This window comes from Streptomyces sp. NBC_01618 (assembly GCF_045209435.1).
Taxonomy (GTDB): domain Bacteria; phylum Actinomycetota; class Actinomycetes; order Streptomycetales; family Streptomycetaceae; genus Streptomyces.
On record NZ_CP109297.1, the window covers coordinates 661,129 to 676,089 of the forward strand.

Consider the following 14,961-nt stretch of genomic DNA (forward strand, 5'->3'; position numbering starts at 1 on the left):
CCCGCCTGTGGTGGCTGTTACCCGAAAGGACCCGCCGGATGCCCGCGTGCGACGTTCCCTTGCACGAGTCCGCCTGTCCCGATGTGCCCTTGGATGAAGTGTGTTGAGCGTTGCGTGGTGGCACCACGGGTCGCACCTCATTCGCTCAACGGGTTCTGTGAGACCACTGAGAACCACGGCCGCTTCTTCACTCGTTGCCGTCCGCGACCGTGACCGCGACGGCCACGGTGACCACCACTCCGGCACCGGCCGCCACCGAGACGGTGACCGCGAGCCCGGAGCCGGTGTCGACCGTCACGAAGACCAGGACCATCAAGGTGAGCGTCGCGCCGGCGGACGGGGACGGGGACGGCGGCGCATCCGGTGGATCCGGTTCAAACGGAGGCGGCAGCGGCTCGGCGTACTACGCCAACTGCACCGCCGTCCGCGCAGCCGGCGCCGCCCCCATTCATGCGGGAGAGCCCGGCTACGGGCGGCACCTGGACCGGGACGGCGACGGGATCGGCTGTGAATAGACACCTGCCGATGCCCTCTTCACGACAATGACCGATCGTCGTCCCGGTGCGGCACCCTAGGACGGCGGCATGAGGACCGTATCGACGAGGTAGACGGTGGCGTTGGCCACCTTGATGTCCCCACAGACGATCTTCGCGGTGTCGTTGACCTTGAACGACGTGCCCGACCCCGAGGTCTTGAGCGTGGAGCCCTCCAGCGTCTTGAAACTGCCGTTGGGAAGCTCGCTGGGGGTGATGGTCTTGTCCACGACGTGGTAGGTCAGGACCTTCTTCAGCTGTGCCTTGTCCTTGAGCAGGCCGGCGAGCTGCATCTTGGAAATCTTGTCGAAGGCCGCGTTCGTGGGAGCGAAGAGCGTGACGTGCTTCGCGTCATTGAGCTTGGTGGTGAGCCCGGCGTCCTTCAGCGCGAGTGCCAGCTTGGTCAGTTTGGGGTTGTTGGCCGCTGCGGTGGCCACGCGTTCCTTGGACATGCTGGTGGCACTGCCCTTGCCCTTGTGCGGCAGCGAGGAACATCCCGGGCCGAACGGGCTCGGTGTGCTGGAGGGACTGGACGCCGTGTTGTCGGCGAACGCCTGCGGGGCGAACGCGCCGAGCGAGAGCGGGAGGGCCACCGCAGCGGTGATCGCTGCGGCGCTCGTGCGGATGCGATGTGAACTCATGCCGATTCCTCTTCCCTCTGGGAGGAGGTCCGTGAGGTGTCGATGGCGACCCTCGTAGGACGAAGAATGTGTCCGACCGCCGGGGTGCCGTACGCACCGCTCCGACATGCCTCATGGACCACTGGATCAAGCCTAGACATCACCCTGCGAGAAGCGCACCCCGAGGGCATTTACCTGGTTGCACCACTCGCCCGCGCCCGGTTGTTCACCGGCCATCGGCTACCCCTTGCTGGAGCCCAGGGTAAGGCCCGCGATGAAGTGTCGCTGGAGCAGCAGGAAGACCACGAGCGTCGGCAGCGCGACGATCACGGAGCCTGCGGCGAGCAGGTTGTAGTCCGTGAAGAACTGCCCCCTGAGGTTGTTCAGCGCCGAGGTGATGGGGAGCTTGTCGCCGTCGGAGATGAATACCAGTGCCCAGAGGAAGTCGTTGTACATCCAGGTGAACTGGAGCGTGCCGAGTGCGGCCAGGGCGGGACGGCAGAGCGGCAGGGTGATCCGCCAGTACTGGGTCCAGACGCCCGCGCCGTCGACGATGGCGGCCTCCAGGATCTCCTGCGGCAGGGTACGCCTGAAATTGGCCAGGACGAAGACGCAGAAACCGAGCTGGAAGCCGATCTGGACGACGACGACGGCCCAGTACGAGTCGAGCATCGTCATCGAGTCGGACATCCAGTAGGGCAGCGGGATGCGGTTGAACACGACGTACAGGGGCGTGACGATCACCTGCTGCGGCAGCAGGTTCCCGGCGGTGAAGAGCAACAGCAGGACGAGCCCGCCGGATGGTCTTCTTCTGCCGTCGTCAAGAAGGGCCTCAAGGACGCCGGCTACGAATACGTCAATCTCGACGACTGCTGGGCAAAGCCGCAGCGCAATGCGGACGGAAAGCTGGAGGCCGATCCACAGCGCTTCCCGAACGGCATCAAGGCCGTCGCGGACTACGTCCACTCCAAGGGCCTGAAAATCGGCATCTACACCAGCGCCGGTACCAAGACCTGCGACAGCGTGGGCCTTCCGGGGGCGCTCGGCCATGAGTACAGCGATGCGCGGCAGTTCGCGGACTGGGGAATCGACTACCTCAAGTACGACAACTGCAACAATCAGGGCATCGACGCGAAACAGCGTTATACGACGATGCGGGACGCGCTCGCGGCGACCGGCCGCCCCATCGTCTACAGCATCTGCGAGTGGGGCCAGAACAAGCCCTGGGAGTGGGCCGGCGAGCTCGGCAACCTCTGGCGCACGACGGGCGACATCAACGACAGCTGGGGAAGCATGCTGTCGATCATGAAGCAGAATCTTCCCCTCGCGGCCGCCGCGGGCCCCGGACACTGGAACGACCCGGACATGTTGGAGGTCGGCAACGGCGGCATGACGGACACGGAGTACCGCACCCACTTCTCCATGTGGTCCGTCATGGCGGCGCCGCTGCTCATCGGTTCCGATCTGCGCAAGGCGAGCCCGGAAACCTTCGAGATCCTCTCCAACCACGAGGTCATCGCGGTCGATCAGGATCCGCTGGGCAAGCAGGGCACCGTCCTCTCATCCGCCGACGGCCGCTGGGTCGTCACGAAGGAGATGCAGGACGGCAGCCGCGTCGTGGCCCTGTTCAACGAGACGGGCAGCGCCCAGCGCATCTCGACGACGGCCGAGGCGGCGGGGCTGCCGAAGGCCACCGCATACACGATGCGTGACCTGTGGGAGCACACGACGCACAACACGGCGGGCAGCGTCTCGGCGACCGTCCCGGCACACGGGACCGTACTGCTGCGCATCGCCGCCGACGACAAGTGGGCCGCGCACCCGCCCGCCGTGGAACTCGGGCTGAAGGGAAGCCCGTTGGTCGAAGCGGGTCGCACAGCGACGCTGACGACGACGGTGACCGATCTCGGCCGTACCGCCGCCACATCGGTGTCCGCGGCTCTCACCGGCCCCTCGGGCTGGCAGGTGAAGGCGGCGTCGCCGACCGGCTCACCGGCCCTGGCGACCGGCCAGGCCCTGACCACCCGCTGGCAGGTGACGGCCCCCGCGGGCACGGCCACCGGCACGTACGACCTGACGCTCACCGCCCAGTACCGTTCACCGACCGGGACACGGGTGACGTCCACGGTCCCGTTCCGGGCCCATGTGGTCGTCGCGCCACCGGTCGGCAGCAGCTACCTGAGCGCTCTGCCCCGACTCTCCGCCACCAACGGCTGGGGCCCGGTCGAACAGGACACCAGCAACGGTGAGAGCAAGGCGGGGGACGGCAATCCGCTCACCATCGGCGGCACGGTCTTCACCAAGGGGCTCGGCGTGCACGCCGACAGCGCCGTCGAGTACTACACCGGCGGGGCATGCAGCGCCGTGACGGCCCAGGTCGGGGTCGACGACGAGACGGGGACCAAGGGCACGGTCGTCTTCGAGGTCTGGGCCGACGGTACGAAGGTGGCGTCCACCGGCGTACTGACCAATGCGATGCCCGCGCAGCCGCTCTCGGCGGATGTGAGCGGCGCGCAGATGGTCCGTCTGTTGGTCACCGACGGCGGAGACGGCATCGATTTCGACCACGCGGACTGGGCGGACCTGCGGATCTCCTGCTGACGGAAGCAGCGGGCGGGACAGCCGACACGGAGTCGCGGTCACGGCCACACCGCGCCTGCGAACACCGGACGGACGCCGGACGGACGCCGGACGAACCCCGACGGACGAACACCGGACGGACGCCGGACGGACGCCGGACGAACCCCGACGGACGGACGCCGGACGGGCCCCAGGACATCGGTCCCGGGGCCCGTCCGGCGCTTCTCACCGCCCGCCGTCGGTCAGGCCCGAACGGCCATGGCCCCGCCCGGACCCACCCGCGCCGCCACGGCCGCCGCACCCACCAGCCCCGCGTCCGTGCCCATCACCGCCGGGGCCACCGTGAGCTGCTGGACGAAGGAGAGCGTGGCGTACCGGCGCAGGGCCCGGCGCAGCGGAGCGAAGAGGATGTCGCCCGCACCGGCGACTCCCCCACCGATCACCGCGATGTCGATCTCGACGAGCGTGGCGGTGGCGGCGATTCCGGCGGCCAGCGCCTGCGCGGCACGCTCGAACGAGGCGATGGCGATACGGTCCCCGGCCCGCGCGGCGGCGGCCACGGCGGTGGCCGAGGCGTCGCCGTCCGGTCCGGGACGCCAGCCGGTCTCCAGCGCCCGGCGGGCGATGTTCGGTCCGCTGGCGATGCGCTCGACGCAGCCGCGCGAACCGCACGGGCACGGATCACCGTCCAGATCCACGCTGACATGGCCGATGTGCCCGGCATTGCCCGTGGGGCCGGGGTGCAGCTTTCCGCCGAGGACAAGTCCGCCGCCCACACCGGTCGACACGACCATGCACAGCGCGTTGTCATAGCCGCGGGCCGCGCCCAGCCAGTGCTCGGCCGCCGTCATCGCGACGCCGTCGCCGACCAGTTCGACGGGCAGTCCGCCGACCGCCTTGCCGACGCGCTCCACCAGCGGGAAGTCGCGCCAGGCGGGGACGTTGACGGGACTGACCGTGCCGGCCGAGGCGTCCACCGGGCCCGCGCTGCCGACTCCGACGGCCGAAGCCCGTCCCCACAGCGGTGAGCCGGACAGCTCGGCCAGGATCTCCGTCACAGCGCCCATCACCGTCTCGGCGCTCTCCCGGGCGGGCGTCGGCCGCTGCGCCCGTACGAGAAGCGCGCCGCCGCCGTCCACCAGCGCGGCGGCGATCTTGGTGCCGCCGATGTCCAGCGCGGCGACGAGGTCGGTAGGCATCGGTGTGGCTCCGTGATGGGTCGGGTGCGGGACCTGCGGCTTCAGTAATCGGTCTGCCCAGTCTCCATTCCGCTGACAACGTTGTCCAGGGCCTATGCTCGGCGGCACAGCCTCCGGCCTCTCCACGGCACCGTTCGCGGGCCCGCCGGAGCTCCCGCAGCCGACGACAGGACAGCGCACCGTGGCCGAGACCGCCCGTCACTCCGAGACCCGCTACGGCAACCGGCCGACCATGAAGGACGTGGCCGCCCGCGCCGGAGTGGGTCTCAAGACGGTCTCCCGTGTCGTCAACAGCGAGCCGGGAGTCACGCCGGACACCGAACGCCGGGTCCAGGATGCCATCGAGGCGCTCGGCTTCCGCCGCAACGACAGCGCACGCGTCCTGCGCAAGGGCCGCACCGCCTCCATCGGCCTCGTCCTGGAGGATCTCGCCGATCCGTTCTACGGGCCCCTGAGCCGCGCGGTGGAGGAGGTCGCCCGGGCGCACGGCGCCCTGCTCATCAACGGGTCGAGCGCCGAGGACCCGGAACGTGAGCAGGAGCTCGTCCTGGCCCTGTGCGCGCGCCGGGTGGACGGTCTCATCGTGATCCCGGCCGGCGACGACCACCGCTATCTGGAGCCGGAGATAAAGGCGGGCATCGCCACCGTCTTCGTGGATCGCCCGGCGGGCCGTATCGACGCCGACATGGTTCTCTCCGACAGTTTCGGCGGCGCCCGCCAGGGCGTCGCGCATCTGATCGCGCACGGCCACCGCCGGATCGGCTTCATCGGCGACCAGCCGCGCATCCACACCGCCACCGAGCGGCTGCGCGGCTACCACGCGGCCATGGCGGACGCCGGGACGGCGGTGAAGGGCTCCTGGGTCTCCCTCGGCTCGACCGCCCCGGACCGGGTCCGGGCCGCGGCTGAGGAGATGCTGTCCGGCCCCGAGCCCGTCACCGCGCTGTTCGCGGGCAACAACCGGGTGACGGTGACGGCGGTACGTGTCCTGGCGGAGCAGGAACGACGGGTCGCCCTGGTCGGCTTCGACGACATCGAGCTGGCCGACCTGCTCGGCATCACCGTCATCTCCCAGGACGCCGCCGCCGTCGGCCGCACCGCCACGGAGCACCTCTTCCGCCGTCTGGACGGCGCCGACCACCCCCCGGCCCGCGTGGAGCTGCCCACGACGCTCGTCCCGCGTGGCTCGGGCGAGCTGCCGCCCGCCTGAGCCACGGGCGCCGCAATTACGGCGCGGTCACCGTGAGCCCGCCCCGCCGCGGCGACGCGAAGCCGTCCAGGTCCGCGCGCGTCAGCCCGGTCAGCCGGGCGACCTCGGCGGTGTCCAGGGCACCGCAGTCGATGCCGCGCAGGAGATATCCGCTGAGCGCCTTGGCGGTGGCGGGTTCGTCCATGACGTCGCCGCCCGCCTTCGCGACGTACGCGGCGAGCCGCCCGGCGGCCTGCTCCAGGCCGACGTACGCGGCGAGCCGCCCGGCGGCCTGCTCCAGGCCCTCGCGGTAGAAGGTGTACACGGCCGCGTAACGGGTCGGCAGGTGGCCCGGGTGCATGTCCCAGCCCTGGTAGTAGGCGCGGGCCAGCGCGCGGCGCGTGAGGCCGTAGTGGAGCCGCCAGGCGTCGTGGACCTGGTGGGTGGGGCCGACCGGGAGGACGTTGGTGGAGCCGTCGCAGACCCGTACGCCGGTGCCCGCGGCGGCGACCTGCATGACGGCCTTGGCGTGGTCGGCGGCGGGGTGGTCGCCGGCCTGGTAGGCGGGGCTGACGCCGACGCAGGCGCTGTAGTCGAAGGTGCCGTAGTGCAGACCGGTGGCGCGGCCCTGCGCGGCGTCGATCATGCGGGCGACGGCCGCGGTGCCGTCGGCGGCGAGGATGGACTGGCTGGTCTCGATCTGGATCTCGAAACCGAGCCGCCCGGCCGGCAGGCCGTGCGCCTGCTCGAACGCTTCGAGGAGCCGGACGAAGGCGGTGACCTGCTCGGGGTACGTCACCTTGGGAAGGGTGAGGACCAGTCCGTCGGGGAGGCCGCCCGCCTGCATCAGGCCGGTGAGGAAGATGTCCGTGGTGCGGATGCCCCGGTCGCGTACGGCGGCCTCCATGCACTTCATCCGGATGCCCATGTACGGGGCGGCCGTTCCGTTCTCGTACGCCTCCGAGACGAGCCGGGCGGCGCGGGCCACGGCCTCGTCCTCCTCGGCGTCGGGGCGGGGGCCGTAACCGTCCTCGAAGTCGATGCGCAGGTCTTCGACGGGCTCGCGCTCCAGCTTGGCGCGTACTCGCTCATGGACGGGGGCTGCGAGCTCGTCCGGGATGCCGAGTGCGGTGGCGAACGAGGCCGCGTCGGGGGCGTGTTCGTCGAGGGCCTTCAGCGCCTGGTCACCCCAGGACCGGATGGTGCCGGAGGTGAACACGTCACCGGGGACGTAGACCGTGTGGACCGGCTGGCGCGTGCCCGGGTCTCCCGGGTAGCGACGGGCGAGCTCGGCGTCGACCGCGGTGAGGGAAGCACTGATCTCCTCGCTGACCGCACCGGCGAGACTTGTTGCCACCTTCTCCTGCTGTCCCATTTCCACACCCTCCACAGTCACGTTGTTTCCGCTTACCGGAATCAACAATCCGTATGGTGAAGTTATAAGGCCGTCGGACCTGCGTCAATGCTGATCCAAAACGGTCCGGGGCCGTGCGGTGGGGGACACCACGCGGCCCCGGACCGTCGGGACGCTGTTTCGATGGGGGTGGGTCAGCCCTTGCGGGTCCTGACCTCTTCGGTGAGCTGGGGCACGACCTGGAAGAGGTCGCCGACGACGCCGTAGTCGACGAGGTCGAAGATCGGGGCCTCGGCGTCCTTGTTGATCGCGACGATCGTCTTGGACGTCTGCATGCCCGCCCGGTGCTGGATCGCCCCGGAGATACCGGACGCGATGTACAGCTGCGGCGAGACGGACTTGCCGGTCTGGCCGACCTGGCTGGAATGCGGGTACCAGCCCGCGTCCACCGCCGCCCGCGACGCACCGACCGCCGCACCGAGCGAATCCGCCAGCGCCTCGATGACCGCGAAGTTCTCCGCACCGTTGACACCCCGGCCGCCCGAGACGACGATCGCGGCCTCGGTCAGCTCCGGACGCCCCGTCGACTCACGCGCAGTACGGGAGACGACCCTGGTACCGGTCGCCTGCCCGGAGAACGACACCACCAGCTCCTGGACCGCACCCGCGGCCGGAGCGGCCTCCACCGCAGCCGAGTTCGGCTTGACCGTGATCACCGGAACACCCTTCGACACCCGGGACCTGGTCGTGAACGACGCCGCGAACGCCGACTGCGTCGCGACCGGGCCCAGCTCACCGGCCTCCAGATCCACCGCGTCCGTAATGATCCCCGAACCGATCCGCACCGCGAGACGCGCCGCGATCTCCTTGCCCTCCACGGACGAGGGAACCAACACCGCGACCGGCGACACCGCCTCGACCGCCGCCTGCAGCGCATCGACCTTCGGCACCACCAGATACTCACCGAACTCCGGCGCATCAGCCGTCAGAACCCTCACCGCACCATGCTCCGCCAGCACACCGGCCGTACCCGCGGCACCCGCACCCAACGCCACCGCGACCGGCTCACCCACCCGACGCGCCAGCGTCAACAGCTCCAGCGTGGGCTTACGGACAGCACCATCCACATGATCGACAAAAACCAGAACTTCAGCCATCAGACTTCAATCTCCTGCGAGTTGCGAAGAAAACGAGAACAGGAACGGAGGGACTGGGCGACCGACCGGAACCGGGGCCGGGGGCCGGTGCCGCGGTCAGATGAACTTCTGGCCCGCCAGGAACTCGGCCAGCTGCTTGCCGCCCTCGCCCTCGTCCTTGACGATCGTGCCCGCCGTACGCGCCGGACGCGCCGCCACCGCATCGACCACGGTCCACGCACCCGCCAGACCGACCTCGTCCGCCCCGATCTCCAGATCCTCCAGATCCCAGGACACCACCGGCTTCTTCTTCGCCGCCATGATCCCCTTGAACGACGGATACCGCGCCTCACCCGACTGGTCCGTCACCGACACCACCGCCGGAAGCGAAGCCTCCAGCTGCTCCGACGCCATGTCCCCATCACGCCGACCCCGCACGACCCCGTCCGCCACCGAAACCTCCGACAGCAACGTCACCTGCGGAACACCCAGACGCTCCGCCAGCAGCGCCGGAACCACACCCATCACCCCGTCCGTCGACGCCATACCGGCGATCACCAGGTCGTAACCCGCCTTCTCGACCGCCTTCGCCAGCACCAACGACGTACCCATGACATCCGTGCCGTGCAGATCGTCGTCCTCGACATGAACAGCCTTGTCCACACCCATCGACAACGCCTTGCGCAACGCGTCCTTGGCATCCTCCGGACCCACCGTCAACACAGTGATCTCCGCATCGTCCGCCGCATCCGCGATCTGCAGCGCCTGCTCCACCGCGTACTCGTCGAGCTCCGACAGCAGACCGTCGACATCCTCACGGTCCAGCGTCAGGTCATCGGCGAAATGCCGGTCCCCCGTGGCGTCGGGCACGTACTTCACACAGACAACGATCCTCAAGCTCACGCCGGCTCTCCTACTGCATCGTCATTTCTGGGCTGCCTTGTTGCACGCAGCATAGGCGCCTGATGGGGCGGTTTCCGGTCGGAGCGAGCGACGCTCCGACCGGAGATATTACTAGTCAGTACACCCATTGCTTTACCCGTGAGCAAGCGCTTGGAACTGTGATCTGGCCAACGTGCGGCCCCCAAGTGCCGCTTGGGAGTTCTCAGTCCCGCAGGCCGGTGAAGCGGCCCTGGTGGTAGAGCAGCGGGCGACCGCCTCCGGCCGGGTCACCGACCACGGCCTGTGCGATCACGATCCGATGGTCGCCCGCCGGGACCCGGGCCACCACGCGGCAGACCAGCCAAGCCAGCACGCCGTCGAGGACCGGCACACCTTCGGGCCCACTGCGCCAATAGGTGGACGGACCGAACCGGTCGGCGCCGCTGCGGGCAAATGTGGCGGCCAGTTCCCGCTGGTGCTCGCCGAGTATGTGGACACCTATGTGCTCGGCCTCGGCCACGACCGGCCAACTGGAGGACGAGGTCCCCACACCGAACGAGATCAGTGGCGGCTCGGCGGCCACGGAGTTGAGAGAGGTCGCGGTGAAGCCGACCGGCCGGTCACCTGCGGCGGTGATCACTGCCACACCGGCGGCGTGCTGCCGGAAGACCGCGCGGAGAAGTCCGGGGGATGCCGTGCGGGAGGTACCGAGCTCGGGCGATGCCGTCATGGGGAGGTCCTTCTACGGAGGATGGCGTACCGGGCCGTGGTTGCTCAGACACCCGAACAGCACGCACTCGCGTAGCGGGCGAGATCCACGTGGACCCGGCCATAGAGAAGGAGTTCCGGCGGCATGGCGTCACACTGGCGATGCGTGGCCGGTGCAGTCAAGAGTGTTCCGCAATGTGGGAGATGCATCACGGTCTGTCACATCGCCGCTCCCAGGGCGGCGACCACGTCGACGGTGCGTGGCTGTCCCACGGCCCGGCGGACGATCCGGCCGGTGGCGTCGAGGACGAGTACGGTCGGCGTCCGGCTGATCTCCAGCTCGCGCACGAGAGTGAGATGCGCCTCGGCGTCGATCTCCACGTGCGCGACGCCGTCCACCATGCGTGCCACCTCGACGAGGGTGCGCCGGGTGGCCCGGCAGGGCTGGCAAAACGCGCTGGAGAACTGCACCAGGGTTGCCCGCTCCCCCAATTCCGCGCCAAGTTGGGCCGCGTTCAGCGTTCCCCGGTGTGTCCGCCCGTCCACCTTCGGCCTCCTGTCAGAGCTCTTCGCAAGGGGTCAGCGCCACCGGGCGACGAGACATTCCCGGCGGTTCCACGTGACGAGAATCTCGCGCCCCGCGCCCTCCAAGACTGGCCACCGCGTCGCGCATGGGGCACGATCGGCCCAATGCCGCAAACCTACGGCTGCGTAACTTCCGCCGGGAGAATCCTCCCCAGGCGCTGAAGAAGGGTCTTCCCGAGATGGCAGAACTCGTCTATCGACCGGTCATCGGCGCCGCTCGTACGTTTTTCAAGGCGCTTGACCTGAAGATCGACACTCAGGGTTCCGAGCACATCCCGAAGACCGGTGGCGCGGTCCTAGTAAGCAACCACATCAGTTATCTGGACTTCATCTTCACCGGGCTCGCGGCGCTGCCGCAGAAGCGGCTCGTCCGGTTCATGGCGAAGGAATCGGTCTTCCGGCACAAGGTGTCCGGGCCGCTGATGCGCGGCATGAAGCACATTCCCGTCGACCGCAAGCAGGGCGAGGACGCGTATGCGCACGCGCTCGAATCGTTGCGCTCCGGAGAGATCGTGGGCGTCTTCCCCGAGGCCACCATCTCGGAGTCGTTCACGCTGAAGAGCTTCAAGTCGGGCGCCGCACGGCTGGCCCAGGAGGCCGGAGTGCCACTGATCCCCATGGCGCTCTGGGGGACTCAGCGGCTGTGGACCAAGGGCCGGCCGCGCAATCTCAAGCGCAATCACATCCCGGTGACGATCCGGGTGGGCGAGCCGGTGGAGGCGCCCACCGACCAGTACGCGGGCGCGATCACCCGGCGGCTGCGGGAACGGGTCCAGGAGCTCCTGGAAGCGGCCCAGCGCGCCTATCCCGTGCGCCCGAAGGACGCGAGTGACACCTGGTGGGTGCCCGCGCACCTCGGCGGTACGGCTCCGACGCCGGCCGAGGTACGCGAGAGGAGCTGACGCGGCCGGCTCACGGCCCCGGCCGAAACGTCACTCCGGGATACCGACGGTGATCTGCGCTCCGGGGCTGAGCTTCGCCAGCCGTTCGGCGAGTTCGGCGCCCGCAGCCTCGAGTTCGCCGAGCGTCATGGGCGCAAGGCGCTCCAGCAGGAATACGGCGTTCACGGACTCCTCGGTGAGCCGGGTGCGCACCCCCTGTCGCCAGTTCCAGCGCCGGCAGGTGACGCCCTCGTCGTCGCACCAGACGACTTCGCCGGGCTCGGGGTGCTCCACGGTCTCCTCGCCGCCCGCGACGGTGGAGAAGGACTCCTGTCCGGTGGAACGTACGAGCCGCATGGCGCCCTTGATCCGGTCGGTGTCCTCGCCACCGACCGGGATCAGGTGGGCGACGCTGATGGCGTTGTAGAGGTCGACCAGGAGATTGATGCGCGGCAGCCCGGCGTCGGTGAGCGCGCGTCGGGCCAGGGCTTCGGCGGAGTTGCGGGTGCGGGAGGGCTTGGCGCCGAAGGCGGTGTAGGCGTCGCGCCAGGCTGCCAGGTGGGGGTCCTCGTGCGGGGCCCGGCCGTCGAGGCGCTCGGACAGACGGCGGGCCGCTTCGTCCAGGATGGCCGAACTCTCGTCGTTGCTGGGCCCGTTGACCAGGCCGCGCGCTTCGACGGCGAGGTGAGTGAAGCCGGGGGCGAGGGTGCGTACGTCATCGGAGACGGTGAACGTCAGGGTCATCGACTGCCTTGCCTCGGGACGGGATCTCGGAGCTCTGTGGGCAGAGTGCGCCACAACTGCGAACGGTCCTCAGCGGACTTGAGGCCACGCAGCACCGCTGGATGCGGTACCGCATAGAGTACTGGATAGTCCACTTCACCGAACTCCGGCCGGACGGGCCACGCCAGCCGCTCCGCGTCGAGCGAGAACTGGGCGTCGACGCCCGGCTTGTTGCCCCGGGCGTCCAGGCGGTCCCAGCGGTCGCGGCCGGGCAGCCGTACCGCGATCAGTCCGTGTACGGGGCCCGGATCCCCGTTCTCCTCGCCGAGCGCCTGATAGCAGAGCGCGGTCGGGATACCCGCCGCACGGAGCAGGGCTGCCAGGGCGTGGGATTTGGCGTGGCAGATTCCGTTGCGCGTCGCGAGGACGTCGGAGGCGCGCCAAGCGACCCGCATGTCGCCCGAATCGGCGGAGTGGGGAATGGTGTCCCGCACGAAGGCGTAGGCGGCGGCTGCGTATGTGTATGCATCGGCAGTGTCACTACGGAGACCGGCGACCGTCTCCCGTACCAGCGGATGCTCGTGGTCGATAGCCTCGTCCGCGGCAAGATAGGCGGAGAGTTGCGGGATCTGCTGGATCAGCTCCATGGCCGCCGAGCGTAGATATGCGGCCGGCCGAATGTCAATGACTTTCCAGACGACCGCATATCCATTCGGCTCTGTTCGACAGAACTACTTCGCCATTTCTTCCTTCAGCGCCAGGACGAATGCGTCGACATCGTGCTCCATCGTGTCGAAGGAGCACATCCAGCGCACATCGCCGGCTGCTTCGTCCCAGAAGTAGAAGCGGAAGCGCTTCTGCAGCCGCTCGCTCACGTCGTGCGGCAGCCGGGCGAAGACGGCGTTGGCCTGGACCGGGTGGAGGATCTCAACACCGTCCACCGCGCGCACACCTTCCGCGAGCCGCTGGGCCATGGTGTTGGCGTGCCGGGCGTTGCGCAGCCAGAGGTCTCCGGCGAGCAGCGCCTCCAACTGCACGGAGACGAAACGCATCTTGGAGGCGAGCTGCATCGACAGCTTGCGCAGGTGCTTCATGGCCCGGACGGCGTCCGGGTTCAGAACGACCACGGCCTCGCCGAAGATCGCCCCGTTCTTCGTGCCGCCGAAGGAGAGGACGTCGACGCCGACGGTGTTGGTGAACGTACGCATCGGTACGTCCAGCGACGCCGCGGCGTTGGCTATCCGGGCCCCGTCCAGGTGGACCTTCATGCCGTGCCCGTGGGCGTGGTCGCAGATGGCGCGGATCTCGTCGGGTGTGTAGACCGTGCCCAGTTCGGTGTTCTGGGTGATCGAGACGACCTGCGGCATGGCCCGGTGCTCGTCGTCCCAGCCGTACGCCTGCCGGTCGATGAGCTCGGGAGTGAGCTTGCCGTCCGGGGTCGGCACGGTGAGCAGCTTGAGGCCGCCGACCCGCTCCGGGGCGCCCCCCTCGTCGACGTTGATGTGGGCGGACTCGGCGCAGATCACCGCGCCCCAGCGGTCGGTCATCGCCTGAAGGGAGACGACGTTGGCGCCGGTTCCGTTGAAGACCGGAAAGGCTTCGGCGGTAGGGCCGAAGTGACTGTGCATGACCCGCTGGAGGTGCTCGGTGTAGTCGTCCTCGCCGTAGGCGATCTGGTGACCGCCGTTGGCCAGGGCGATGGCCGCAAGAATCTCCGGGTGCGTGCCCGCATAGTTGTCACTGGCGAAGCCGCGTACCTGCGGGTCGTGGTGGCGTCGCGCGTCGGTCCTTACGGTTGTGGGGTCAGCCACAGGCGCTTTCCGTTCACTTCCGGGGCGGGCCGGTCCCAGACGCCGGCGATGGCCTCGGCCAGATCCTTGACGTCGGTGAAGCCCGCGAATTTCGCATTCGGGCGCTCGGCGCGCATCGCGTCGTGCACCAGTGCCTTGACGACCAGGATCGCAGCCGCGGTCCTCGGCCCTTCTTCGCCCCCCGCCTTGCGGAAGGCGTCCGCGAGGGCCAGGGTCCAGGCCTCGGCGGCGGCCTTCGACGCGGCGTAGGCCGCGTTTCCCGCGGTGGGCTTGCTCGCCCCGGCCGCGCTGATCAGCACATAGCGACCTCGGTCGCTGCGCTGCAGCCCCTCCTGGAAGGCCAGCGAGGTGTGCTGGACCGTACGGATCAGCAGCTTCTCCAGCAGGTTCCAGTCGGCGAGGTCGGTCTCGGCGAAGCTCGCGCTGCCGCGCCAGCCGCCGACGAGGTGGACCAAGCCGTCGATCCGGCCGAATTCCTTCTCGGTCCTGTCCGCCCATTCGCGGGCGGCGGCGAGGTCCAGCAGATCGACGGTGTCGCCCGTGACGGTCGCTCCGCCGTGGGCGTAGCGCGCCGCGTCGACCGCCTCGGCCAGGCGGGTGGCGTCCGCGTCGGAGGCGACGACGGTCGCACCGGCCTCGGCGAGCCTCAGCAACGTGGCCCGCCCGGCCGGTCCCGCAGCTCCGGCGACCGCGATCACGGCACCTTCGAGAGCACCGCTCACGTTGCCCCTGCCGTTTCCGTTCATGGCCACCGCCTCCT

At 69.3% G+C, this 14,961-nt stretch carries 18 protein-coding genes and 1 pseudogene; 5 read left to right on the forward strand and 14 right to left on the reverse strand.

Translation table 11 applies throughout. The features are described from left to right. Nucleotides 1–187 precede the first annotated feature (187 nt). Nucleotides 188–313 carry a hypothetical protein gene (locus OH735_RS03055; protein ID WP_406379232.1) on the reverse strand — a complete coding sequence of 42 codons (126 nt, stop codon included), beginning with the start codon at nucleotides 311–313 and terminating at the stop codon, nucleotides 188–190. 4 nt (nucleotides 314–317) lie between these two features. On the opposite strand from OH735_RS03055, the gene OH735_RS03060 reads away from it, so the two are divergent. Beyond that, a complete protein-coding gene (locus OH735_RS03060; RefSeq protein WP_406379234.1) occupies nucleotides 318–515 on the forward strand; it encodes an excalibur calcium-binding domain-containing protein in 198 nt (65 codons plus the stop codon). 56 nt (nucleotides 516–571) lie between these two features. Here the strand turns inward: OH735_RS03060 and OH735_RS03065 are convergent, their stop codons facing one another. Together OH735_RS03065 and OH735_RS03070 are read right to left on the reverse strand one after the other, a co-directional pair. Beyond that, nucleotides 572–1,174 carry a fasciclin domain-containing protein gene (locus tag OH735_RS03065; protein ID WP_406379236.1) on the reverse strand — a complete coding sequence of 201 codons (603 nt, stop codon included), beginning with the start codon at nucleotides 1,172–1,174 and terminating at the stop codon, nucleotides 572–574. Nucleotides 1,175–1,393: 219 nt separating this feature from the next. Continuing rightward, entirely contained in the window at nucleotides 1,394–2,119 is a 726-nt protein-coding gene (locus tag OH735_RS03070) for a carbohydrate ABC transporter permease (RefSeq protein WP_406386384.1), read from the reverse strand. On the opposite strand from OH735_RS03070, the pseudogene OH735_RS03075 reads away from it, so the two are divergent. Then, nucleotides 2,027–2,935, forward strand: a pseudogene (locus OH735_RS03075) (glycoside hydrolase family 27 protein); the annotation flags it as partial. The gene OH735_RS03070 and the pseudogene OH735_RS03075 overlap by 93 nt on opposite strands. Nucleotides 2,936–2,983: 48 nt before the next feature. Further along, nucleotides 2,984–3,754: an NPCBM/NEW2 domain-containing protein gene (locus tag OH735_RS03080; protein WP_406386385.1), complete on the forward strand. Its 771-nt coding sequence runs from the start codon at nucleotides 2,984–2,986 to the stop codon at nucleotides 3,752–3,754. A 221-nt stretch (nucleotides 3,755–3,975) separates the two neighbouring features. Here the strand turns inward: OH735_RS03080 and OH735_RS03085 are convergent, their stop codons facing one another. After that, nucleotides 3,976–4,932: an ROK family protein gene (locus OH735_RS03085; protein WP_406379238.1), complete on the reverse strand. Its 957-nt coding sequence runs from the start codon at nucleotides 4,930–4,932 to the stop codon at nucleotides 3,976–3,978. A 181-nt stretch (nucleotides 4,933–5,113) separates the two neighbouring features. Here OH735_RS03085 and OH735_RS03090 point away from each other — a divergent pair, with 181 nt between their 5' ends. Next, nucleotides 5,114–6,142 (forward strand): LacI family DNA-binding transcriptional regulator, encoded by a 1,029-nt coding sequence (locus OH735_RS03090; protein ID WP_406386387.1) that lies wholly within the window; start codon nucleotides 5,114–5,116, stop codon nucleotides 6,140–6,142. Between the two features lie 16 nt (nucleotides 6,143–6,158). Here OH735_RS03090 and OH735_RS03095 read toward each other — a convergent pair whose 3' ends face one another. The 6 genes from OH735_RS03095 to OH735_RS03120 form a co-directional block, all read right to left on the reverse strand. After that, nucleotides 6,159–7,496, reverse strand: coding sequence for a DUF6986 family protein (locus OH735_RS03095; RefSeq protein WP_406379240.1), 1,338 nt, complete (start codon nucleotides 7,494–7,496; stop codon nucleotides 6,159–6,161). A gap of 173 nt (nucleotides 7,497–7,669) precedes the next feature. After that, complete coding sequence (locus tag OH735_RS03100) at nucleotides 7,670–8,632, reverse strand: electron transfer flavoprotein subunit alpha/FixB family protein (RefSeq protein ID WP_406379242.1); 963 nt, start codon at nucleotides 8,630–8,632, stop codon at nucleotides 7,670–7,672. A gap of 96 nt (nucleotides 8,633–8,728) precedes the next feature. Further along, nucleotides 8,729–9,514, reverse strand: a complete 786-nt coding sequence (locus OH735_RS03105) for an electron transfer flavoprotein subunit beta/FixA family protein (protein WP_406379244.1) — start codon at nucleotides 9,512–9,514, stop codon at nucleotides 8,729–8,731. A gap of 202 nt (nucleotides 9,515–9,716) precedes the next feature. Further along, the gene (locus OH735_RS03110; RefSeq protein ID WP_406379246.1) at nucleotides 9,717–10,223 is read right to left on the reverse strand and encodes a flavin reductase family protein; all 507 of its coding nucleotides are present in this window, start codon (nucleotides 10,221–10,223) and stop codon (nucleotides 9,717–9,719) included. 44 nt (nucleotides 10,224–10,267) lie between these two features. Continuing rightward, on the reverse strand, nucleotides 10,268–10,411 hold the full coding sequence (locus tag OH735_RS03115) for a putative leader peptide (RefSeq protein ID WP_406386389.1): 144 nt from the start codon (nucleotides 10,409–10,411) through the stop codon (nucleotides 10,268–10,270). A gap of 9 nt (nucleotides 10,412–10,420) precedes the next feature. Next, nucleotides 10,421–10,747, reverse strand: a complete 327-nt coding sequence (locus OH735_RS03120; RefSeq protein ID WP_406379248.1) for a TlpA family protein disulfide reductase — start codon at nucleotides 10,745–10,747, stop codon at nucleotides 10,421–10,423. Nucleotides 10,748–10,965: 218 nt separating this feature from the next. Between OH735_RS03120 and OH735_RS03125 the strand changes: the two genes are divergently transcribed. After that, nucleotides 10,966–11,688, forward strand: a complete 723-nt coding sequence (locus OH735_RS03125) for a lysophospholipid acyltransferase family protein (RefSeq protein ID WP_406379250.1) — start codon at nucleotides 10,966–10,968, stop codon at nucleotides 11,686–11,688. Nucleotides 11,689–11,718: 30 nt separating this feature from the next. Here the strand turns inward: OH735_RS03125 and OH735_RS03130 are convergent, their stop codons facing one another. From OH735_RS03130 to OH735_RS03145, 4 genes are all read right to left on the reverse strand, one after another. Beyond that, nucleotides 11,719–12,411, reverse strand: a complete 693-nt coding sequence (locus OH735_RS03130; RefSeq protein WP_406379252.1) for a B3/4 domain-containing protein — start codon at nucleotides 12,409–12,411, stop codon at nucleotides 11,719–11,721. Next, the gene (locus tag OH735_RS03135) at nucleotides 12,408–13,037 is read right to left on the reverse strand and encodes a transglutaminase domain-containing protein (RefSeq protein WP_406379253.1); all 630 of its coding nucleotides are present in this window, start codon (nucleotides 13,035–13,037) and stop codon (nucleotides 12,408–12,410) included. Before OH735_RS03135 ends, OH735_RS03130 begins: the two co-directional genes overlap by 4 nt. A gap of 84 nt (nucleotides 13,038–13,121) precedes the next feature. Further along, a complete protein-coding gene (locus tag OH735_RS03140) occupies nucleotides 13,122–14,201 on the reverse strand; it encodes a threonine aldolase family protein (RefSeq protein WP_384446390.1) in 1,080 nt (359 codons plus the stop codon). Next, nucleotides 14,180–14,947: an SDR family NAD(P)-dependent oxidoreductase gene (locus tag OH735_RS03145; protein WP_406386391.1), complete on the reverse strand. Its 768-nt coding sequence runs from the start codon at nucleotides 14,945–14,947 to the stop codon at nucleotides 14,180–14,182. The genes OH735_RS03140 and OH735_RS03145 overlap by 22 nt, the downstream gene beginning before the upstream one ends. Nucleotides 14,948–14,961: the final 14 nt, after the last annotated feature.

Coding starts and splice junctions, on each gene's coding strand:
- OH735_RS03055 (WP_406379232.1), bottom strand. CDS start 313: ATGGTCCTGGTCTTCGTGACGGTCGACACCGGCTCCGGGCTCGCGGTC.
- OH735_RS03065 (WP_406379236.1), bottom strand. CDS start 1,174: ATGAGTTCACATCGCATCCGCACGAGCGCCGCAGCGATCACCGCTGCG.
- OH735_RS03085 (WP_406379238.1), bottom strand. CDS start 4,932: ATGCCTACCGACCTCGTCGCCGCGCTGGACATCGGCGGCACCAAGATC.
- OH735_RS03095 (WP_406379240.1), bottom strand. CDS start 7,496: ATGGGACAGCAGGAGAAGGTGGCAACAAGTCTCGCCGGTGCGGTCAGC.
- OH735_RS03100 (WP_406379242.1), bottom strand. CDS start 8,632: ATGGCTGAAGTTCTGGTTTTTGTCGATCATGTGGATGGTGCTGTCCGT.
- OH735_RS03110 (WP_406379246.1), bottom strand. CDS start 10,223: ATGACGGCATCGCCCGAGCTCGGTACCTCCCGCACGGCATCCCCCGGA.
- OH735_RS03115 (WP_406386389.1), bottom strand. CDS start 10,411: ATGCATCTCCCACATTGCGGAACACTCTTGACTGCACCGGCCACGCAT.
- OH735_RS03125 (WP_406379250.1), top strand. CDS start 10,966: ATGGCAGAACTCGTCTATCGACCGGTCATCGGCGCCGCTCGTACGTTT.
- OH735_RS03130 (WP_406379252.1), bottom strand. CDS start 12,411: ATGACCCTGACGTTCACCGTCTCCGATGACGTACGCACCCTCGCCCCC.
- OH735_RS03135 (WP_406379253.1), bottom strand. CDS start 13,037: ATGGAGCTGATCCAGCAGATCCCGCAACTCTCCGCCTATCTTGCCGCG.
- OH735_RS03145 (WP_406386391.1), bottom strand. CDS start 14,947: ATGAACGGAAACGGCAGGGGCAACGTGAGCGGTGCTCTCGAAGGTGCC.